Source organism: Cryptosporangium japonicum (genome assembly GCF_039524755.1).
GTDB lineage: Bacteria > Actinomycetota > Actinomycetes > Mycobacteriales > Cryptosporangiaceae > Cryptosporangium > Cryptosporangium japonicum.
In genome coordinates, this window is sequence record NZ_BAAAGX010000003.1 from 225,027 (window position 1) to 247,978 (window position 22,952).

At 73.4% G+C, this 22,952-nt stretch carries 9 protein-coding genes and 1 pseudogene; all 10 read right to left on the reverse strand.

Annotated features, from left to right (window positions below; translation table 11 throughout):
• Positions 1-25: 25 nt before the first annotated feature.
• On the reverse strand, positions 26-682 hold the full coding sequence (locus tag ABD437_RS02900; protein WP_344647146.1) for a 4'-phosphopantetheinyl transferase family protein: 657 nt from the start codon (positions 680-682) through the stop codon (positions 26-28).
• A complete protein-coding gene (locus ABD437_RS02905; RefSeq protein WP_344647147.1) occupies positions 679-1,536 on the reverse strand; it encodes a metallophosphoesterase family protein in 858 nt (285 codons plus the stop codon). The genes ABD437_RS02900 and ABD437_RS02905 overlap by 4 nt, the downstream gene beginning before the upstream one ends.
• Positions 1,533-2,396: a 3-hydroxybutyryl-CoA dehydrogenase gene (locus tag ABD437_RS02910; RefSeq protein WP_344647148.1), complete on the reverse strand. Its 864-nt coding sequence runs from the start codon at positions 2,394-2,396 to the stop codon at positions 1,533-1,535. Before ABD437_RS02910 ends, ABD437_RS02905 begins: the two co-directional genes overlap by 4 nt.
• Positions 2,393-3,415 (reverse strand): 3-oxoacyl-ACP synthase III family protein, encoded by a 1,023-nt coding sequence (locus ABD437_RS02915; protein ID WP_344647149.1) that lies wholly within the window; start codon positions 3,413-3,415, stop codon positions 2,393-2,395. Before ABD437_RS02915 ends, ABD437_RS02910 begins: the two co-directional genes overlap by 4 nt.
• Positions 3,412-4,755, reverse strand: a complete 1,344-nt coding sequence (gene ccrA / locus ABD437_RS02920; protein WP_344647150.1) for a crotonyl-CoA carboxylase/reductase — start codon at positions 4,753-4,755, stop codon at positions 3,412-3,414. The genes ABD437_RS02915 and ccrA overlap by 4 nt, the downstream gene beginning before the upstream one ends.
• Positions 4,752-4,997, reverse strand: coding sequence for a hypothetical protein (locus ABD437_RS02925; RefSeq protein ID WP_344647151.1), 246 nt, complete (start codon positions 4,995-4,997; stop codon positions 4,752-4,754). Before ABD437_RS02925 ends, ccrA begins: the two co-directional genes overlap by 4 nt.
• Positions 4,975-5,715 carry a hypothetical protein gene (locus tag ABD437_RS02930; RefSeq protein WP_344647152.1) on the reverse strand — a complete coding sequence of 247 codons (741 nt, stop codon included), beginning with the start codon at positions 5,713-5,715 and terminating at the stop codon, positions 4,975-4,977. The genes ABD437_RS02925 and ABD437_RS02930 overlap by 23 nt, the downstream gene beginning before the upstream one ends.
• On the reverse strand, positions 5,712-6,209 hold the full coding sequence (locus ABD437_RS02935; RefSeq protein WP_344647153.1) for a PaaI family thioesterase: 498 nt from the start codon (positions 6,207-6,209) through the stop codon (positions 5,712-5,714). Before ABD437_RS02935 ends, ABD437_RS02930 begins: the two co-directional genes overlap by 4 nt.
• Positions 6,206-10,657 (reverse strand): SDR family NAD(P)-dependent oxidoreductase, encoded by a 4,452-nt coding sequence (locus tag ABD437_RS42970; protein ID WP_425558079.1) that lies wholly within the window; start codon positions 10,655-10,657, stop codon positions 6,206-6,208. The genes ABD437_RS02935 and ABD437_RS42970 overlap by 4 nt, the downstream gene beginning before the upstream one ends.
• Positions 10,658-10,798: 141 nt before the next feature.
• Positions 10,799-22,951 (reverse strand): annotated as a pseudogene (locus ABD437_RS02940) (SDR family NAD(P)-dependent oxidoreductase); the annotation flags it as partial.
• Between the last annotated feature and the right edge of the window lies 1 nt (position 22,952).

The window sequence follows — 22,952 nt, forward strand, 5'->3', positions numbered from 1 at the left end:
CCCGCCGTGGCGGGCACGGTCGCAATCACAAGGCGTCACGCCTCGGAACGACGATCGCGGTGAGGATCAGGCCATCGACGACCCGCCACCGCCCCTGGTAGCCGGTCACCGGCCGACCGTCGACGACCGGGCCGGGAACGAGGAGACGAGCGGTGAACGAGCCCCCGGGATCCAGGTCCAGCTCCGCTTCGCTGAAGCCCAGCTCGCGCCGCGCCATGGGATACCAGGCCTTGAACACCGACTCCTTGGCGCTGAACAGCAGCCGGTCCCAGTGCACCCGAGCGTGCCGGCGCCGGATCGACGCCCGCTCCGACGGCAACGAGATCGTGTCGAAGACCCCGGCCGGCAACGCCTCGTGTGGCTCGGCGTCGATACCGATGCCGGCGACCGTGCCGGTCGGTGCGACCGCAGCCGCTCGATACCCGGCACAGTGCGTCATGCTGCCGTGGACCCCGTCCGGCCAGCCGGGGGCACCCCGCCGGTCCGGTAAGAGCGCCACGGCCCGCTGGCCGAGCGAATCCAGGGCGCGACGCGCGCACCATCGCACGGTGGTGAACTCCCGCCGCCGCTTCTCGACGGCCCGCGCGATGTACGCCTCTTCCTCCGGGAACAGCTCGGCGTCGGGCGGATCCACCACCGAGTCGGCAGCGGCCACGCCGGGCGGCAGGATCGACTCGATCACCACGCCGGACCTCGGCCGGCCGGGGACACGCTCCGCGCCGGGAAGATTTCACGCATCATCCCGCGGGGCAACCCGCGGACCCGGTGCTCGCGCGGATAGCCGATCGACACTTCCTCGAAACGCACCCCGTCGTGCCAGGTGGTACGAGGTATGTGCAGATGACCGTAGACAGCGACCCGAGCGCGGTACCGGAGATGCCAATCGGCGCTCGCCGTCGTCCCGCACCATTGGGCGAACTCGGGATAGTGCAGGACCCTCGTCGGGGCGCGGAGCAACGGCCAGTGGCTGACCAGGACGGTTTCCCCGGCGATGGCGTCCAGGCGCTCGCGAGTGACCGCGAGCCGGTCCCGGCACCACGCCTCGCGGGTCGGATAGGGGTCCGGGTGCAGGAGGAATTCGTCCGAGCAGACCACCCCGGACTCGTACGCCGCCCGCAGCGACTCGCTGGTGGAATGCGTGCCCGGAGCGCGGAAGCTGTAGTCGTAGAGGAGGAACAGCGGAGCGATCGTGACCGCGCCGTCGTCGCCGGTCCAGACCGGGTAGGGGTCCTCCGGGGTGAGGACGCCCAACCGGCGGCACGTGTCGACGAGGTGGTCGTACCGCTCGGCGCCGCGCAGCGTGACCGGGTCGTCCTTCGGCGTCCACAGTTCGTGGTTGCCGGGCACCCAGATGACGGTGCGGAACCGCTCGGCCAGGACGCTCAGCGCCCACTCGACGTCGGCGGCGTACTCCGCGACGTCGCCGGCGACGATCAGCCAGTCGTCCGGGGAAGCCGGCCGGACCTCGTCGAGCAACCGCCGGTTCTCCGGGAACGCGACGTGGAGATCGCTGATGGCGTGCAGGGAGCCGCTCATCGCGCGTACCCGAAGAAGCCCTGGCCGGCCTTACGGCCCAACAGCCCGCCTTCGACCATCCGCAGGAGCAGCGACGGCGGAGTGTAGAGCGGTTCCTTGGTCTCCTCGTACAGCGCGGTGCCGATCGCGGCCACGACGTCCAGGCCGATGAGGTCGACGAGCGCCAGCGGGCCCATCGGATGCCCACACCCCAGCGTCATGCTGCGATCGATTTCGTCGGCGGTGTTCCCACGCGACTCCAGCAGGCGGATCGCGGACATGAGGTACGGCACGAGCAGCCCGTTCACGAGGAAACCGGCGCGATCCTGCGTACGGACGGTCTGCTTGGACAGAACGTCCACCACGAACGACTCCGCGCGGTCCATCGTCGCCGGGCTCGTCCGCAGCGATCCGGTCAGCTCGGCCAGCGGCATGACCTGCACGGGGTTGAAGAAGTGGACGCCGACGATCCGCTCGGGAGAACGCGTCGCCGAGGCCAGCTTCATGATCGGGATCGACGACGTGTTCGTCGCCAGCACCGCGTCGGGGTCGTCGACGATCCGGTCGAGTTCGGCGAGGATCTCCACCTTCTCCTCGGCACGTTCGCGGACGGCCTCCAATACGAAGTTGGAATCGCGCAGGGCCGACAGCGAGGTGGCGAAGGAGATCCGCGTCAGGGCCCGGTCCCGCTCGTCGGCCGAGATCCGGCCCTTGCGCACCGCCCGGCCGAGTGCGTCCGCGAGCCGGTCGGCGCCCCGCTTGCGGGCGTCCTCGTCGCGGACGACGACCGTCACGGCTTGACCGGCCCGGCAACACGATTCGGCGAAACCGGCACCCATGACGCCGCACCCGATGACGCCGACCCGCCACGGCCCGCTCATCGCCCGGCTCCGGCCGGCACCTCGACGGGCCAGCGCGCCAGACAGGTCCCGACCGAGATGCCGCCCCCGATCGCCGACAGCAGTACGAGGTCGCCGCCGACGACCCGACCGCTGACGACCGCGTCGTCCAGAGCGATCGGGACCGACGCGCTACCGACGTTGCCGTACTTGCCGCAGGTGTAGTGGGTGTACAGGTGACCCAGCCCGGCTCGCTGGACCAGTTGGTCGAGCAGGACACCGTTGGCTTGGTGGGGGACGAAGCAGTCGATGTCCGACAGCTCGACGCCCGCCCGGCCGCAGAGCTTCTCCAGCGCGGGCGGCACCTTCTCCAGCACGAACTCACGCACCTCGCGGCCCTGCATCGTGAAGAAGTGCTCGCCGCGGGCGACGGTCGCGGCGGACGTCGGTCGCCGGCTCCCGCCGGCCGGTACCTTGACCAGATCCTGTGCTTCACCGTGCGTGCTCAACTCGAGGTCGAGGATGCCGGAGCCGTCGGCCACCTCGCCGATCACCACCGCGCCGGCGCCGTCCCCGAAGAGGACCGCGGTCCGCCGGTCGTCGAAATCGAGGATCCGCGAGTACACGTCGGCCGCGACGACGAGCGCTCGCGCACCCGGGTTGGCGCTCACGAGCGCCCTCCCCAGTTCGACGCCGAACACGAAGCCCGCGCAGACCACGTTCACGTCGAAGCACGCCGCGGCCAGGGCATCGATCTTCTGCTGCACGATGCTCGAGGTCGGTGGCTGGGGGAAGTCCCCGGTCGAGGTCGACACGATGAGGTAGTTGATCTGCCCCGGGGAGAGTTCCGCTCGTGCCAGGGCCTGCCGCGCGGCGGCGGCGGCGAGATCCGACGTCGCCTCGTCCGGGGCCGCGAAGCGCCGGGCACGGATGGCCGTCTTGCGCTCGATCCAGTCCGCCGTGACGCCCGGGACGCGGTCAGCGAGTTCCTCGTTCGTCACGACACGCTCGGGCAGATAGGCACCGGTCGACAAGAAGCCGACGGCCCGCGGCGGCGTCACGCGGTCACCGCCGCGGCCACGCGGAACGGGTTCAGCCGGTCCGCGCCGATCCGGGCCCGCAGGGCCGGGTCGGTCACCCCGAGCCCCGGCGTGGGCGCCAGACACGTGATGCCCACCTTGCCGGCGTGCCGGTTGGTCTGTACCTGGCGCGCCGCCTTCGGGGCCTCGGACAGCGGGAACACCTCCGAGAGCGTCGGCACCAGGGCCCCGGACTCGAACAAGCGGGCACACTCCCACTGTTCCTGCAGGTTGGCGGCGTGGCTGCCGATCACGCGCTTGAGTTTCATCCACAGGTACCGGTTGTCGAACTCGTGGTGGTAGCCAGTACTGGAACCGCAAGTCACCACGGTGCCTCCTCGTTTGAGTACGAACACCGAGATTCCGAACGTGGCCCGGCCGACGTGTTCGAAGACGACGTCCGGGTCACGTCCGAGGTGTCCGCGGATGATGGATCCGAGGCGCCTCCCGATCGCCCTCACCTCGTCGGGGCCGGGCACGTCGTCGGACAGGCCGATGTCGGAGCGCTTCACGACGAGGTCGCACCCGAGGCGGCGGATCGCGTCCGCCCGGGCGTCGGAGCTGACGACTCCGATCGGAATGCCGCCGCCGTTCCTGACCAACTGCACGGCGTAGGCACCGAGCCCTCCGGCTGCTCCCCAGATGAGCACCGCGTCGCCCTGTTTGATCCGGGCTCCGTGCTCGCCGACGAGCATCCGGTACGCCGTCCCGGCGCAGAGTGGATTACAGGCCGCTTCCTCCCACGTGAGGTGAGCCGGCTTTCCCACCAGTTGGCTGGCCCGCACGACGGCGAAGTCGGCGAGGCCCCCGAAGTTGGTTTCGAAGCCCCAGATCCGCTGGTCGACGCCGAGCATCCCGTCCTCGTGCGTCGCCGGATCCTGGTCGTCCGCCTGGACCGGACTCACGACGACGTGATCGCCGACGTGCCAGCGCCGGACACCAGCGCCGACCCGCACGATCACGCCGGACGCGTCCGAGCCGACCACGTGGTGGGGCAGATCGTGCCGTGCGGCCCACCCGCCGGTCGCGGCGAGCCGTTCGAGGAACCGGAACGTCGGAGTCGGCTCGAAGATCGCCGACCAGACGGTGTTGTAATTGATCGACGACGCCATCACCGCCACCAGGACCTCGTCGGGCGCGAGCGCCGGCATCACCACCGAACCGACACGCAACGATGCGCTGACGTCTTTGTCCTCGACGCCGGCGAACATGTCGGCGTCTTCCTTCCGCAGGTACAGAGCCCGGTATCGCTCGGGAAGCGGCAGCGCCGCGAGCAACCGGGCGTCCGCCCCGTTCGTCACCGCGTCGGCCAACGCGCTCATGACGACCACTCCTCACCGTCGTCGGGCCGCCGCTGGAGTGGGGACGCGTCCGGCCGGGGAAGCACCGAGAACGGCTGGAACTGGGAGTCGTAGGGCAGGAACAGCGGCGTGATCGTGATCGGTCCACCCGGTCCGGTCCAGACCGTGTACGGGTCGTCGGGAATCAGCGCGCCGAGGCCCCGGAAGAGTCCGCAGACCAGGCGTAACGGCGTTACCCGATCACCCCACGAACTCGTAGTCACCGAACCCACCGCCGATCCGGATCGGCGCCGAGAAGGACGCGGCCGGGTCCTGCGGCCAGAACACCCCGGCGTGCGGGAAGAGCAGGAGGTCGCCGCAGGGGTCGAGCGCGAGCAGATCAGCCGGGTCGTCCGAGCCGCGGTCGAGCGCCGTGACGACAAGTGCACCGTCGAACGACGTCCCGAGGTCGAACCAGACCCCACTGCCGGGACGCTCCGGGAACTCCAGTACGCCCACGCCGCCGTCGGCGCGCCGCACCACCAGGTCGGGCCGTCCGGTGCCGGTGACGTCGGCCATGCCGAGGACGACGGTGTCCGGAGCCAGGGTGGTCAGGACGCCCGTCGACCACTGGACGAACTCGGCCCCCACGTCGACGAACGAGATCCGGACGTCTCCGGCCTGGTCGACGCTGAGCACCGCCGCGCGGGGTCCCAACGCTCCGGCCACGGCGCGGATCTGCACGGTGCGCGCCCCGCCGGCCACCGGCAGCCCGCACAAGACCTGGGTCGTGCCGTTGCCGTCGAAATCACCGGCCGTGATCATCGGGGCGATCGACGGGGTAAACCCCTCCCCGACCAGGTCGGGGGTGCCGATCCCGGCCGGGCCGACGTCGAGCCGGAGCAGAGTGCCGGCGGCGCGGTCCCGGACGCACAGCGATCCGCCGGCGTTGTCCGGCCGACGGGCGAGAAACGCCGGTGTCGCGGTGTCGATGGAGGTCATGCCGTCCTCCCCGCCGCGGACACCGGGCTGTCCTCGTTCACGCCGAGGCTCACGGTCGGAGCGGTCGCGGTGCGGTCGCGGTCCCGCAGGATGCAGGTCACCCGGGCGGTGCAGATCCGCCGGTCCTCGTCGTCGGTGAGGTCCACGCCGTAGCTGGCCAGCGTGGAGCCGAGGTGTACGGCGGTGGCGACGCCCCGGACCCAGCCACCGCGTACCGACCGGTGATGGGTGGCGTTGATCTCGACGCCGATACCGAGCCGGCCGGGACCGGCGTGCAGCGCGGCACCGACGGTCGCCAGCGTCTCCGCGAACACGCAGGACGCCCCGCCGTGCAGGAGGCCGAACGATCGGGTGTTGCCGGCCACCGGCAGGCGTCCGACGACGCGCTGCGGGGTGACTTCCAGGTACTCGATTCCCATGCTCTCCTGCAGCGTCCCGGCGAAGTTCGTACCCAGGTGCCGGAACACGGAGTCGATGGCCAATTGCTCACTCACGGTCGGGTCCTCTCTTGCTGCGGACGATCCGACACCGCTCGGATCCACGTCTCCATCGCGTCGGTCGTGGCGCCGATGTGGTCGGACATCATCGTGAAGTGGTTGCCGGGTACGTCGATCGCGGTGTGCGGCAGGGGCCACGACGAACGCCAGTCCACCTCCGTCTCCTGCTCCTCGTCGCCCGGGACTTCCTCGGCGGCCCGGATCAGCACGGTCGGGGTGTCGACCGGCACCGGCGACCAGTCGCTGAAGAACGCGAAATACCCCGCCATCGCGGTGAGCCGGACATCGGTCATCCGCCCGACCTTGCTCTCGGCCTCCAGCGACTTGCTCTGCAACGCCGGCAGGATGTAGCCGAGCGCGGTGCTGCTCGGCGGGTAGGTGTCCAGGAGGACCAAGCCCTCGGCCGGGGCGCCGAGCTCCTCGAGCCGCGCCGCGACCAAGTGCGCGACGGTGCCGCCCGACGACCGGCCCACGAGCGTGAACGTCCCGCCCCGGGCACGGGCCAGGATTCCCCCGGCGAGGTGGTCCACGAGGGTGGCGAAGTCAGCGGGCAGCGGCTCGCCGGAGACGAAGCCCGGGTAGACGACCGACCAGACGTCCCGGACGCCACGGGAGGCCACGGCCAACGGTGTGAACTCGTGCGGGCCACCGAACACCGTCGGAGACGGGAAGCAGATCAGCGGCGGTCCGTCCGGCCCCGTGCACAGCCGGACCGCGTCCGGCAGGGGGCCGGGCCGGTCGGCGGAGCGGAACCGGGGCCGGAAGCGGGACGCGAGCTCCAGCAGCGTCGAGCCGTCCTCGTAACGGCGCAGCTCGGACGCCCGCCGGTACAGCGCCGCGAGCGTCGTCCCCTCGTCCTCCGGGTGGTCACCTCGCGCGGCGGTGCCCGGGCCGGCCGAGGCCGCAACCGCGGAACGGCGGTTCAGTTCGTCCACCAGTCCGGAGCGGGTCGGATGGTCGAACACGACCGTCGTGGCCAACCGGACGCCAGTCGCCGCCGCGAGCTGATTGCGCAGCTCCACCGACATCAGGGAGTCGAAGCCCAACTCCGCGAAGACGTCGATGTCGGCGATCGCGTCCGGATCCCGGTGGCCGAGCACGTCGGCGGTGGCCGTGCGCACCAGATCGTCCAGCGCGCGGTGCCGTTCGTCGGCCGTCATCGCGGCCAGCGTGTCGGCCCGCACCCGCCCGGCGGACGCCCTCGCCCGCGCGACCGGTCGGGTGCCGGCCGTTCCGCGCAGGAGAGCCGGCACCGGGCCGCTTCCCGCCGAGGTCTCCCCCGGGCTCATCGGGAGCAGCAGCGGACGTTCGTGGCCGAGCGCCCGGTCGAGCTCGGCCAGGCCCTGCGCGACGGTGAAGGGTCGCGGGCCCGACGCGGTACGCGAGCGGTGCACGCCGTCGAGCCGCCCGGCCATACCGTCCGCGACGTCCCAGGCGCCCCAAGCCAGCGACGTGGCCGGGAGCCCGAGGGCGTGGCGGTGCGCGCTCAGCGCGTCCAGGAACGCGTTCGCCGCCGCGTAGTTGGCCTGCCCGGCGGTCCCGAACGTCGCGGCGACCGACGAGAACACGACGAACATCGACAGGCCGCGATCGCGGGTCAGCCGGTGCAGGTGCCAGGCGGCATCCGCTTTCGGTCGCAGCACGGTCGCCAGCTGCTCGGGTGTCAGCGCGGTGACCACACCGTCGTCCAGGGCGCCGGCCGCGTGGACCACTCCGCTGATCGCCGGCTCGGCCGCGGCCACGATCGCGTCGAGCGCCGCCGGATCGGCCAGGTCGGCCCTCGCCCAGGTTACTCGTCCGCCCAGGCGCGTGACGTCGTGCTCGAGTTCACGATGGACCGGCGTGTCCGGGTTCCGGCGGGTGGTCAGCAGCAGGTCGCGAACGCCGTGTTCGCCGACGAGGTGCCGCACGACGTGCCGTCCCAGCCCGCCGGTCGCCCCCGTGACCAGGACGGTCCCGGGATGCTCCGGCCGCTTCGCGGCCGGAGCGACCGGCACGAGCCGGGGGAGCAGCACGCGCCCGTCACGCACGGCCACCTCCGGCTCGTCGAAAGTCAGGGCCGTGGCCGTGGCCACCGTCAACGGTCCGGCCGCCGTCGCCAGGTCGTCCACGTCGACGAGCAGCAGCCGATCGGGGTGCTCGGTCTGCACGGAGCGCACGAGCCCGCGCACCGCGGCACCGGCCAGCCCGTCGACGTCCTCGCCGGGGCGCGTCGACGCCGCCCGCTCGGTGAGGACCACCAGCCGTGAGTCGGCCGGGGTGTCGGCGGACACCCACTCCCTCACGACGGCCAGGACCCGGGCGCAGGCGGCGTGCAGGTCGTCGGGCACCGCCGGGGTGTCCGCTCGGACCGCGACTACGGCGTGCCTGGTCACGCCGGTGCCCAGCGCGGCCACCGGCTCCGGGGTCTCGACGAGCGGAAGCCCGCCGGCCGCGAGGTCGCGTCCGACGTCCGGGTCACCCGCCGTGTGCAGTGCCCACATCTCCCGGGCGGCCGGTCGGGTCACCGCGACCGGTGCCTCGATCCAGTCCAAACCGAACAGCGCGCCGGGGTGCCCGGCGTCCGTCGCGCGCAGGCCGTCGCGGTCCAGCGTCCGCAGTCTGATCGCTTCGACGGTCGCGACGAGGGCTCCGACCGGATCGGTGATCGTCACCCGGAGGTCGCCGTTCGCCCCCGACGTCAGGCGCGCTCGTACCGCGCCGGCACCACCGGCGTGCAGCGTCAGGCCGCTGATCGCGAACGGCACGCCGACGTCCTCGGCCGCCTGGAGCGCCGCCCCCTGCAGCACGGCGTCGAACAGGGCCGGGTGCAGGCCGTACTGCTCGGCGTCGGCGCCGACCGGCAACTCGGCTTCCACGTACAGGTCGTCGCCGACGCGCCAGGCCGCCCGCAGGCCGCCGAACGCCGGACCGTAGATCAGCCCCCGTTCGGCCAACCGGGCGTGGAAACCGTCGAGCGCGATCGCCTCCGCGGCGGCCGGAGGCCACGGGCCCAGGTCGGCCGGGTCGGAGGGAGCCGTCGGACCGACGAGTCCGGTGGCGTAGCGCACCCAGCTCTCCGCCGAGCCGGCCCGGCGACCGAAGATCGTCAGCGGTCGCAGCCCTTCGGTCTCCGCGGCACCGACCGTGACCCGGAAGGCCACCACGGCGTCGGACGTCAGCAGGAGCGGCTGTTCGAGCACCAGTTCCTCGATCCGGCCGCAGTCCACCGCGTCGCCGGCTCGGACGGCCAGTTCGGCCAGCGCGGTGCCCGGGAAGAGCGGCGTGGGGACGTCGGCGGTCACCGCGTGATCGGCCACCCAGGGGTGCGTCGCCACCGATACGGTTCCGGTCAACACCGCCCCACCGGTCTCCGGCAGTTCGACGACCGTGCTGAGCAGCGGATGACCGGCGGCGTTCAGGCCGGACGAGGTCAGGTCGTGAGCGCCGCGCGCCCGGGACGGCGTCAACCAGAGACGTTCGCGCTGAAATGGGTAGGTGGGCAGGTCGGCCGTCGGCCCGGTCCCGAGCACACCGGCCCAGTCGACCGCGACCCCTGCGACGTGCAGGCGGGCCAGCGTCTGCGGAATCGACTCCGTCTCGCCCCGGTCGGAGCGCACGACCGGGACGACGACGGCGGTGTGCCCGGCCGAGGCGTCGAGCGTCTCGTGCACCATCGCGGTGAGTACCGGCGCCGGCCCCACCTCGAGAACGGTCGTGGCCCCGGCGGCGAGCACGGTCTCGATCGCCGCGCCGAAGCGGACCCGCTCACGCAGGTTTCGCCGCCAGTGCGCAGGGTCGCTCCATTCCTCGGCGGTCACGGCGGCACCGGTGACGGTGGACACCACGGGCACCCGCGGCGCCGCGAACGACACCGACTCGACGACCTCGCTGTACGCGTCGAGCATCGGATCCATGTGGGCGGAGTGGAACGCGTGACTCACGGTGAGTGTCCGCGTCCGCCGACCCCGCTTTCGGAACTCGCCGGCCAGGGCGTCTACCGCGTCCCGGTCGCCGGAGACGACCACCGACGCGGGTCCGTTCACCGCGGCGATGTCGACCGCCGAGGTACCGCCGACTCGGGCGAGGGCTTCCGCGACCTCGGCCTCGGTGGCGCCGAGCGCAGCCATCGCTCCGCCCCGGGGGAGCGCACCCATCAGGGCTCCCCGTGCGGTCACCAGTCGGCACGCGTCCGGCAGCGAGAGCGCCCCGGCGACGTGCGCCGCGACGAGTTCGCCGACCGAATGGCCGACGAGGAGATCGGGGTGCACGCCCACTGATTCGACCAGCCTGGTCAGCGCCACCTCGTAGGCGAACAGCGCCGGCTGCGCGTACCCGGTCTCGTCGAGCCGGGCGTCGCGGTCGGAGAACATGATGTCGAGCAACGCGTCCGGCAGCCCGCCGGCGACTAGTTCGTCCAGTGCCTCGCGAAACACGGGGTGAGCGGCGTAGAGCTCGCGGCCCATGCCGTAGCGCTGCGCACCCTGACCGGGGTACACCAGCGCGACCGGTCCGGTCGCCGCGATGCCGCTGACGGCCGCGAGGTGGCGTTCGCCGGACGCGAGCGCGGCGAGTCCGTCGAGTACATCGGCGCGCTCCGCACTCCAGACCGCCGCACGATGCCGGGACCGCGCCCGACCGGCGGTCAGCGTGCGGGCGACGTCGATCCGGGGTTCGTCTGGGTGGGCGAGAAGGTGTGCGCGCAGACGCCCGGCCTGCGCGGCCAGAGCCGCGGCGGAGCGAGCCGAGAGCACCAGCGGCGCCGGCGCCGAGTCCGCCGTCCGGGGACCGTCCGGCTCGGGAGCCTCCTCCAGGATCACGTGCGCGTTCGTGCCACTGATCCCGAACGACGACACCCCCGCCCGACGCGGACGCTCCCCAGCCGGCCACTCCCGCGCCGAGGTCAACAACCGCACCTCACCCGACGCCCAATCCACATGCGGCGACGGCTCATCCACATGCAACGTCCGCGGCAACACCCCCGACCGCATCGCCATCACCATCTTGATCACACCCGCGACCCCCGCCGCAGCCTGCGTATGACCGAGATTCGACTTCACCGACCCCAACCACAACGGCCGCTCACGGTCCTGCCCATAGGTCGCCAGCAACGCCTGCGCCTCGATCGGATCACCCAGAACCGTCCCCGTCCCGTGCGCCTCCACCACGTCCACGTCCGACGGCCGGAGACCGGCCGACTCCAACGCCGCCCGGATCACCCGCTGCTGCGACGGACCGTTCGGCGCCGTCAAACCATTCGACGCACCATCAGAATTGACCGCCGAACCCCGCACCACCGCCAGAATCCGGCGACCGTTGCGCCGCGCATCGGACAACCGCTCCAACACCAGCACACCGACGCCCTCACCCCAGCCGGTCCCGTCGGCCGCCGCCGCGAACGACCGGCAGCGACCGTCCGGGGCCAGACCGCCTTGGCGGGAGAACTCCGCGAACAGGCTCGGCGTGAACATGATCGAGACGCCACCGGCGAGCGCGAGGCTGCTCTCCCCGCTGCGCAGCGACTGCGCCGCCAGGTGCATCGCGACCAGCGACGACGAACACGCCGTGTCCACCGTCACCGACGGGCCCTCGGCGCCGAGCACGTAGGCCGTCCGCCCGGACAGGATGCTGCCCGCGGTACCGGCCAACAGGTGGCCCATCGCGTCGTCGTCAGCGACCGACGAGACGAACGCGACGTAGTCCTGCGAGCTGCCGCCGACGAACACCCCGGTGCGGCTGCCCCGGATCGAGGTGGGATCGATCCCGGCCCGCTCCAGCGCTTCCCACGACGTCTCGAGCAGCAACCGCTGCTGTGGGTCCATCAGGGTCGCCTCGCGGGGCGAGATGCCGAAAAAGCCGGCGTCGAAACCGGCCGGGTCGGTCAGGAAGCCCCCCTGCGCCGCGTTCGCTTCCGGCGCGAACGCCGTACCCCACCCCCGGTCCACCGGCAGCGGACCGATCGCGTCGACACCGTCGGCGATCAGGCGCCACAGGTCCTCCGCCGACGCGACGTCTCCGGCGAAACGGCAACCGATACCGACCACCGCGATCGGTTCGTCCGAGCGGGAGTGCGCGGTGGCCTGCGGCGCCGGCGTGCCGTCCGCGAGACCGAGCTCGGTCAGCAGCAGGGTGACCAGCGCACCCGGCGTCGGGTGGTCGAACACCAGGGTGGCGGGCAGCCGGACACCGGTCGCCGCCCGGAGCCGATTCCGCAGTTCGACCGCGGTCAGCGAGTCGAACCCCAGCTCCTTGAACGGCCGATCCGGTTCGACCGCGTCGAGCACCTCGTCCCCGAGCACCGCGGCGACGTGCGCACGGACCAGATCGAACACCGCCCGCGTGCGGTCGGCGGCCGGTTGACCCGAGAGCCGGTCCGGCCACGCCGCCGGGCCACCGGCCGGGCCGGACTCCGCCCGGCGACGAGTGCGGGCCGGCCGGACGAGCCCGCGCAGCATCACCGGCACCTCGTCCGCCGGTCGCTCCTGTAGCGCCCCGACGTCCAGCCGCACCGGCACCACCAGGGCGTCGCTCGCGCCGAGAGCGTCGTCGAAGCAGTCCGCCCCGTCCGCGGCGGTGAGCGGCGTGACCACGCTGCGGGTGAGCCGGCGCTCCCCGCTGCGATCGACGTGGGCGGTCATGCCGCTGCGCGGTGCCCACAGGCCCCACGCCAGCGAGAGCCCGGCCCGGCCGCTGCGCCGCCGGTGCTGGGCGAGCGCGTCCAGGAACGCGTTCGCCGCCGCGTAGTTGGCCTGCCCGGCCCCGCCCATGACACCGGCGGTGGACGAGAACATCACGAACGCCGCCAGGTCGGCATCGGCGGTGAGCTCATGCAGGTTGAGCGCCGCGTCCACCTTCGGACGCAGGACCCGGTCGACCTGCTCGCCGGTGAGGGTGGCGAGGGTCGCGTCGTCCAGGACGCCGGCGGCGTGGACGACGGCCGTGAGCGGGTGCTCGGCCGGAACACCGCCCAGCAGTTCGGCCAGTGCGTCCCGGTCCGCCGCGTCGCACGCGGCCACCCGGACGTGTGTGCCGAGCTCCCGCAGCTCGGTGGCCAGCTCGGCGGCGCCGTCGGCGGCTTCCCCGCGCCGACCGGCGAGGATCAGGTGGCGGACGCCGTGCGTTCGCACCAGGTGCCGCGCGAAGATCCCACCCAGGGTTCCGGTGCCGCCGGTGAGCAGCACCGTGCCGTCCGGGTCGAGGGCGCCGGGCACGGTCAGGGCCAGCTTGCCGATGTGCCGGGCCTGCCGCAGGTGCCGGAGTGCGTCGCGGGTTCGCTGCAGCGGCCAGGCGGCGACCGGGAGCGGCTCCAGCGTTCCGGCCGCGAACAGTTCCATGACCTCGGTCAGCATCTCGGCGAGCCGGTCGTGGCCGGCTTCGCTCAGGTCGAACACCCGGTACCGGACGCCGGGGTGGGCCGCGGCCACCTCGTCGGCGTCGCGCTTGTCGGTCTTGCCCATCTCGATGAACCGGCCGCCGCGCGGAAGCAGCCGCAGCGACGCGTCGACGAACTCACCGGCGAGGCTGTCCAGAACGACGTCGACGCCACGGCCGCCGGACGTCCGCCGGAACGCGTCCTCGAACGCCAGCGTCCGGGACGACGCGATCCGGTCGGTGGCGATGCCCTGGTCGCGCAGCGCGGGCCACTTGGCCTCGCTCGCGGTGCCGTACACGTCCGCGCCCCAGTGCCGGGCCAACTGGACGGCGGCCATGCCGACGCCACCGGCGGCCGCGTGGACCAGTACCGACTCGCCGGCCCGCAGCCCGGCCAGGTCGTGCAGCCCGTAGTACGCGGTGAGGAACGCGATCGGCACCGTGGCGCCCTGGACGAACGTCCATCCGCGCGGCAACGGCGCCAGCAGCCCTTCCTCGGTGACCGCACGCGGCGCGAACGAGCCGGTGAACAACCCCAGCACCCGGTCGCCGACAGCGACGCGGCTGACGTCCGCACCGACCTCCACGACCACGCCGGCGGCTTCGCTGCCGATCACTTCCTGGTCCGGGACGAGGCCGAGTGCGATGGCCACGTCGCGGAAGTTCACTCCGGCGGCCCGGACCGCGACCCGCACCTGCCCGGCCGCCAGCGGCGCGTCCGCCTCCGGCGCCGGCACCACGCCGACGCCGTCCACGGTGCCCTCACCCAGGGCGTCCACCCGCCAGGACGCGTCGCCGGCCGGTCGGGTCAGATCGGCGTCGTGGTCGAGTCGGGCCAGCCGCGGCGCGAGCACGACGCCGGACCGCACGGCGGCCTGCGGTTCGTCGGTGGCCAATGCGGCCGCGAGGCCGTCGGCCGCGCCGTCGAGATCGACGACGCGCAACCGGCCCGGGTTCTCGGTCTGCGCCGAACGCAGGAGCCCCCAGAGCGCGGCGTGCTCCAGGTCGGAGACATCGTCGTCGGGGCCGGCCGCGATCGCCGACCGGGTCAGGAACACCAACGTGGTGTCCTCTCCGCGGGGGTCGGCCAGCCAGGACCGCAGGACGTCGACAGTGCTCCGGACCCGCCCGTGCACACGGGACGCGTCGGTGTCGCCGTGAGCAGCCGCGCAGAGCACCAGGACGGTGTCCGGCCGGTCGTCGTCGGCCAGCGCCGCACCCAGATCCGGTCGACGACGAACCGTGTACCCGGCGTCGGTCAGCGCGGTGGCGACCGCCTCGTCCGCACCGAGCAGAGCCACCGATCCGACTCCGGACGGCGCCGCCTCCGGCACCGGGGTCCAGGTGACCCGGAAGAGCGCGTCACGGGCCGCCGCCGGGGCCGCGACGGCAGCCGTGGCCGGACGCATCGCCAACGACTCCACGGTCAGCACGGGTGCTCCGGCCGGGTCCGTCGCGTCGAGGCGCACGTCACCGGAACCGGCCACGGTCAGCCGTACCCGCAGCGCCGACGCGCCGGCCGCGTGCAACGTGACACCGCTCCAGGAGAACGGCATCAGGCCCCCGCCCCGCTCGACCAGGGGCGTCCAGCGCAGCGCGTGCAGCGCCGCATCCAGCAGCGCCGGGTGCAGGCCGTAGGCGCCGGCGTCGTCGCGTTCCCGGTCGGCCAGCTCCACTTCCGCGAACACCGTCGAGCCCGACCGCCAGGCGGCGCGCAGGTTGCGGAACGCCGGCCCGTAGCCGAACCCGCCGGCTGCCGACTCGGCGTAGAAACCCTCCACCGGCAGGCCTTCGGCGTCGGCGGGAGGCCACTCCACGTCGGCCGGAGCGTCGACGCCGGTGGTGAGCACACCGACGGCGTGCCGGGTCCAGGCGTCCTCGTCGGAGTGCTCCGGCTGGGCGTACACCTCGGCCGGCCGGCGCCCGTCCGCGTCGAGCGGTCCGACGACGATCCGCAGCCGGACGCCGCCGCGCTCCGGCAGGACGAGCGGCGTCTGCAGCGTGAGCTCCTCGATCCGGCCGCACCCGACCTGGTCGCCGACGCGGGTCAGCAGCTCGACGAACGCGGTTCCGGGCAGCAGCACCTGGCCGAGCACCAGGTGGTCGGCCAGCCAGGGCCGGTGACCGGTCGAGAGCAAGCCGCTGAAGACCACACCCCGCCCGTCCGGCAACACGATCTCGGCTGCGAGGAGCGGGTGACCGACGGCGGCCAGCCCCGCCGCGCCCACGTCACCGGCCGGAGGGCGGGCCGGCAGCCAGTAACGCTGGCGCTCGAACGGGTAGGTCGGCAGATCGAGATCGAGCCGTCCACCGCCGCCGGCGACGGCCGCCCAGTCCACACGCACGCCGCCGACGTGCGCCTCGGCCAGCGACCGGAGGAACCGGGCCGGCCCGTCGGCGTCGCGTCGCAGCGTGCCGCCGGTCCATCCAGCGGCGTCGGTCTCGTCCAAGGTCTCGCGGACGCCGACGGTGAGCACCGGGTGGGGACTGCACTCGAGGTAAGCGCGATAGCCGTCCCGGTGCGCGGCGTCGACCGCCGACTGGAAGCGCACCTGGTGACGCAGACCGCGGTACCAGTAGTCGGCGTCCATCGAGCCGGTGTCCAGCCGATCGCCGGTCACGGTCGAGTAGAGGGGCAGGGCGCCGGTTCGCGGGGTCACCGGGGCGAGCAGCTCGGCCAGAGTGTCCTGGAGCTGTTCGACCTGCGCGGAGTGGGACGCGTAGTCCACGTCCACCCGGCGGGCCCGGATGTCCTGCCTCGCACACCGTTCCAGCAGAGCGTCGAGCGCCGCCCGCTCCCCCGCGACGATCGTCGAGTGCGGTCCGTTGGCGGCGGCCACCGCGACGCGGTCCCCCCACTCGGCGATCAGTTCCTCGGTCTCCCCCGCCGTCCGGCGGACCGAGACCATGCCTCCCTCGCCGCACAGCACCCGCAGCGCGCGGCTGCGCAAGGCCACCACCCGGGCGCCGTCATCGAGCGAGAGAGCACCGGCGAACACCGCCGCCGCGATCTCACCCTGCGAATGTCCGATGACACCGTCGGGACGCACACCGGCCGCGCACCACATCTCCGCGAGCCCGAGCATGACCGCGAACAGCGTGGGCTGCACGACGTCGACGCGCTCCAGGGAAGGCGCTCCCGGCGCCCGCCGGAGTACGTCGAGCACGGACCAGTCCACGTATTCGGCCAGAGCCGCGGCGCACTCGTGCAACCGCTCGGTGAACGCCCGGTCGTGGTCGAGGAGGTCGGCGGCCATCCCGGCCCACTGAGCACCCTGACCGGGGAACACGAACGCGACCTTGCCCGTGGCCACGCCACCGGTGGACCCGTCGACGACGACGTCCGCGGCTGCTTCGTCGTCGGCGAGCGCGGCCAGTCCTCCGAGGAGCGCGTCCGCATCGGCCGCCACGATCGCAGCCCGGTGCTCCAGCGCCGGACGGGTCGTCGCCAGGGTGAAGGCGACGTCGGCCACCGAGAAGTCCGGGCGCGCGAGCAGATGCCCGCGCAGTGCACGCGCGTGGCGGCGCAGCGCCTCCGCACCACGGGCGGAGAGCAGCACCGGCAGCGACGCCCGGGGCGTGGCCTCCGGGGCGGGCTCGGCACCGGCCTGCTCCAGGATGAGGTGCGCGTTGGTGCCGCTGGCCCCGAACGAGGACACCGCGGCCCGGCGCCGACGGTCGAGGGCAGGCCACTCGCGCGCCTCGGTGAGCAGGCGTACCGCCCCCGACGACCAATCCACCTGTGGCGTCGGTTCGTCGACGTGCAGCGTCGCGGGCATGGTTCCACGCCGCAGCGCCTCGACCATCTTGATCACGCCGGCGACCCCCGCGGCGGACTGGGTGTGGCCGATGTTCGACTTGATCGAGCCCAACCACAGTGGACGGTCGGCCGGCCGCTCCCGCCCGTAGGTGGCCAGGAGCGCCTGCGCTTCGATCGGATCGCCGAGCGTGGTGGCGGTGCCGTGGCCCTCCACGACGTCGACGTCCCCGCCGCCGAGCCGGGCGTTGGCCAGCGCCTGCCGGATCACCCGCTGCTGGGACGGCCCATTCGGGGCGGTCAGCCCGTTCGAGGCGCCATCGGAGTTGACCGCCGAACCGCGGATCACGGCGAGGACACGTCGGCCGTGGCGCCGCGCGTCCGACAGCCGCTCCAGCACGAGCAGCCCGGCGCCTTCGCCCCACCCGGTCCCGTCCGCGGCCGCCGCGTACGACCGGCAGCGACCGTCCGCGGACAGGCCCCGCTGCCGGGAGAACTCCACGAACGCCGCCGGGGTGACCATCACGGTCACGCCACCCGCCAGCGCCACCGAACACTCGCCGCTTCGCAGCGACTGCATCGCGAGGTGGATCGCGACCAGCGATGACGAGCAGGCGGTGTCCACCGTGACGGCCGGGCCCTCGAGCCCGTACGTGTACGCGATGCGCCCGGACATGACGCTCGCCGACGTACCGGTGAGCGCGTGCCCTTCGCCGACGCCCGAGGACGCCAGCTGGCCGGCGAACTCGGCCGCGGTGCCACCGACGAAGACCCCGGCCGGAGTACCGGACAACGAGCGCGGGTCGATCCCGGCGCGTTCGAACGCTTCCCAGGAGACCTCCAGCAGCAGTCGCTGCTGGGGGTCGGTGGCCAACGCCTCCCGCGGCGAGATGCCGAAGAACAAGGGGTCGAAGTCGCCCGCGCCGGCGAGGAATCCCCCGTCCCGCGCGTACGAGGTGGCCGGATTGTCGGGATCGGGGTGGAACAGCCCGGCAAGGTCCCACCCGCGGTCCGGGGGAAATCCGCCGATCGCGTCGGTTCCGTCGGCGACCAGCCGCCACAGGTCTTCCGGCGAGTCGACCCCGCCCGGGTAGCGGCACGCCATCCCGACGATGGCGATCGGTTCGTCCGACCCGACTGCGGCGTGCGCAGCCGGGTTCGTCGTGTCGTCGTCGCCGAGGAGGTCGGCCACCAGCCGGTCGGCCAGCCGACGAGGCGTGGGGTGGTCGAAGACGAGCGTCGCGGGCAGCCGGGTCCCGAGCGCGCCACCGATCCGGTTGCGGAGCTCGACGGCGGCCATCGAGTCGAATCCGAGCTCCTTGAACGTCCGATCGGGGGTCACCGGGTCCGTCGTCGCCCCGTCGAGCACCGCGGTCGCCTCCGTGACGACGAGTGCGAGCACTCGGTCGCGGGCCTCCGCACGCGATCCGGTCCGCAGGCTGCGTGCCAGCGTCGACTCGTCCGCGGCCGTCTCGGTCGCGTCCGCGGCGACCTCCGGGACGTCCTCGATCAGCGGTCGGCGGCGCGCCGACGTGAACGCCGCCGCGAACCGCGACCAGTCGACATCCGCGATCGTCACGCAGGTGTCGTCGGCCTCGATCGCCCGGCGCAGCGCCCGCACCGCCCGGTCCGGGTCGAGCACCGGGAGTCCTTGGCGGGCGAACTCCGCGCGGCCGGTCGCGTCGACCATGCCTCCGCCGCCCCAGCCTCCCCAGGCGATCGAGGTGGCACGCAGCCCTCGCGCGCGGCGCGCCTCGGCGAGCGCGTCGAGGTGCGCGTTGGCGGCCGCGTACCCACCGGCGCCGGCGCTGCCCCAGGTCGCGGCCGCGGAGGAGAACAGGACGAAGGCGTCCAGGTCTCCGACCAAGGCGTCGAGGTGCTCGGCGCCGACGACCTTGGCCGCGCCGACGTCGGCGAGCGCGGCCGGATCCAGCTCGGAGAGCGGGGTGAACTGCGGTGCGCCGGCGGCGTGCAGCACCGCCGAGAGCGGACGGTCGTCGGGAACGGACGCGAGCAGCGCGGCCACGCTCGGCCGATCGGTGACGTCGCAGGCGACCACGGTGGCCCGGGCTCCGAGCGCGGTCAGCTCGGCGACGAGCTCGGCCGCGCCCGGCGCGTGCGCGCCTCGGCGGCTGGTGAGCAGCAGGTCGGTCGCGCCGGAGGCGGCGAGGAATCGGGCGACGTGCGCACCGATTCCCCCGGTTCCCCCGGTGATCAGCACGGTGCCGGTCGGCCGCCACGGCTGACCGGACGACGGTGAGGGGTCGCGGACCAGCCGACGGACGTGCACTCCGTCGGCCCGGATCGCGACCTGGTCCTCGCCGCGCCCGTCGGCGATCACGGCGGCGACCGTCCGGGCCCAGCGGCCGTCCGGCGACCCGGCCAGGTCGATCAAACCGCCCCACCGCTGGGGGTGTTCCAGTCCGGCGACCCGGCCGAGTCCCCAGACCTGAGCCTGATCGGGGTCCGGCGCCCTCGGGCCGTCGCCCGGTCCGACCCGGACGGCGTCCCTGGTCACCGACCACAGCGGGGCGTCGACACCGGCGTCACCGAGGGCCCGGAGGAGCGCCAGCGTGGACGCCACGCCGATCGGCACCCATCCGGCGCCGGGCATCCGCCCCGGTACCAGGGGGAGCAGCGAGACCACGCCGGCAAGCTCGCCGTGCTCGGCGAACGCGTCGCGCAGTGCGCCCGTCGCCGCCGGGTGGTCGGCGACGGCGTACGTGATTACCTGGGCGCCCTGCGCATCCAGGGCCGACACCAGGGCGCCGGGATCAGTGCCGTCCGGAGCGACGACGAGCCAGGTCCCGGTCAGCGGACGAGGCTCCGGAGTCCACCGGCGCCAGTCGACGCGGTACCGCCAGTCGTCCGCGTCGGCTCCGGCTCGCTCGTCCGGCGGCACACCGTCCAGCCAGAGCCGGCGACGCCGGAACGCGTAGGTCGGCAGCGGGACCGGCGGAGCCGGGACGGGACGCGCGAGGTCGGTCCAGTCCAGCCGCGCGCCCCTGACGAACAGCCGGGCCAGCGCGTCCAGGAGCTCGGCCGGCTCGCGCCGGCCGCTGCGGAGCGCGGCCAGGGCCATCGGAACCTCCGCGCCGGACGCCGCGTCGAGGCACTCGTCGACCATCGGGGTGAGCACCGCGTCCGGCCCGATCTCCAGAACGACCGTGGGCCGAACCTCCCGCAGGGCCGCCACGGCGTCGGCGAATCGGACTGTGCCGCGGACGTTGCGCACCCAGTGGTCCGGGTCCGCGAGCTCGTCGGCGGACGCGACCGCGCCGGTCACCGTGGAGACGAGCGTGATGGTCGGCGCACCGAACTCGGTACCGGCCAGCGCGTCGCGGTACCCGGCGAGGACGGGATCCATCCGGGTCGAGTGGAACGCGTGGCTGACCGGTAGGTCGCGGGTGCGGCGTCCACGCTGACGTACCGCAGCGACCAGGGCCTCGACCCGGTCGGCGTCACCGGAGACCACGACCGCGCGGGGACCGTTGACCGCGGCCACCTCCACGCCCCCGTGGCCCAGCAGTTCCGCGACCTCCTCCGCGGTGGCCTCCACGGCCGCCATCGCTCCACCCGGCGGCAGCTGCTGCATCAACCGGCCCCTGGTCGCCACCAGTCGGCAGGCGTCGTCCAGCGGGAGCACCCCCGCGACGTGCGCGGCCGCCAGCTCACCGATCGAGTGGCCGAGTACCGCGTCGGCGTGGACGCCGAACGACTCCAGTAGCCGCACCAGCGCGACCTCGAACGCGAACAGGGCCGGCTGGGCGTGTTCGGTCCGGTCCAGCGTCTCGGCCGGACCGGTGAACATCACCGTTCGCAGCGAGCAGCCCAGCAGCGGGTCAAGCCGGGAGCAGATCGTGTCGAGCGCCGCGGCGAACACCGGGTGCGCCCGGTACAGATCGCGGCCCATGCCGACGCGCTGCGCACCCTGGCCCGGGAACACCAGCGCGAGACGGAACGTGCCGGCTTCGCCGGTAACCGCGCCCGGCGGCACGGTTCCGGCGGCCAGCGCGGTGAGCCGGTCGAGCGTCACGTCACGGTCCGCGGCGGGCAGAGCGGCTCGGTACCGCAGGGCCGCGCGGGACGTGGCGTATGCGTGGGCGACCTCCGCCGGTGCCACACCGGGGTGGGCCCGCAGATGCTCCGCGAGCCGTGCGGCCTGCCCGGCCAACGCTTCGCCGGTGGCCGCGCTGAGCGTCAGGGGTGGGACCGCGGAGGCCGTTCCCGACGGCGCCGACGATGTCAGTGCGGGAGGCGCTTCCTCGATGACGACGTGGGCGTTCGTGCCGCTGATCCCGAACGAGGACACCCCGGCGCGGCGTGGGGCGTCGCCCACCGGCCACGCCTGCGCCTCGGTCAGCAGCCGTACCGCACCCGCCGACCAGTCCACCCGGGGCGACGGCTCGTCGACGTGCAGGCTCCGGGGCAGCAGTTCGTGCCGGAGCGCGTGCACCATCTTCATCACACCGGCCGCACCGGCGGCGGCCTGGGTGTGACCGATGTTCGACTTGATCGAGCCGAGCCAGAGCGGCCGCGTCCGGTCCTGCCCGTAGGTGGCCAGCAGCGCCTGCGCCTCGATCGGGTCGCCCAGCGTCGTTCCGGTGCCGTGTCCTTCGACCACGTCGACGTCGGCGGCGGTGAGCCGGGCGTCGGCCAGTGCCTGCCGGATCACCCGCTGCTGGGACGGGCCGTTCGGGGCGGTGAGGCCGGAGGAGGCGCCGTCGGAGTTCACCGCCGAGCCGCGGACGACCGCCAGCACGGGGTGGCCGTGGCGCCGGGCGTCGGACAGCCGTTCGAGCAGCAGCAGACCGGCGCCCTCCGCCCAGCCGACGCCGTTCGCGGCGCCGGCGAACGACCGGCAGCGCCCGTCGCCGGAGAGGCCGCCCTGATCGGCGAAGCTGACGAACGCACCGGGCGTCGCCATGACCGCGACACCACCGGCGAGCGCGAGCGTCGACTCCCCCTTGCGCAGCGACTGCGCGGCCAGGTGGATCGCGACCAACGACGAGGAACACGCCGTATCGATGGTCACGGCCGGCCCTTCGAGACCGAACGTGTAGGCGATCCGGCCGGACGCGATGCTCCCGGTGCTCCCGGTGCTGAGGTAACCGGCGACCCGGTCCGGCACCCAGCGCAGCCGCGCCGCGTAATCGTGGTACATCAGGCCGCTGAACACTCCGGTCGCGCTGCCGCGCAGCGACGTGGGGTCGATCCCGGCCCGCTCGAAGGCTTCCCAGGACGTCTCCAGCAGGAGCCTCTGCTGCGGGTCCATCGCCTCGGCTTCGGCCTCGGTGATGCCGAACGGCGCGGGGTCGAAGTCGGCGGCGTCGTAGAGGAAGCCGCCGTTCGCGGTGCCGTCGGGAACGTCCCAGCCACGGTCGACCGGCGGTCCGGCGATCGCGTCCCGGCCCTCCTCGACCAGCTCCCACAGTTCCTCCGGGCTGCGCACCCCACCCGGGTAACGGCAGGCCATGGACACGATGGCGATCGGCTCGCCGGCCGCAGCCTCGGTGTCGGCCAGCCGCCGACGCGTCTGCTGGAGGTCCGCCGTGACCAGTTTCAGGTAGTCGAGAAGCTTCTGCTCGTTCGCCATCGATCGCCGTCCTCGCGAGTACTCAGGACATCGGATT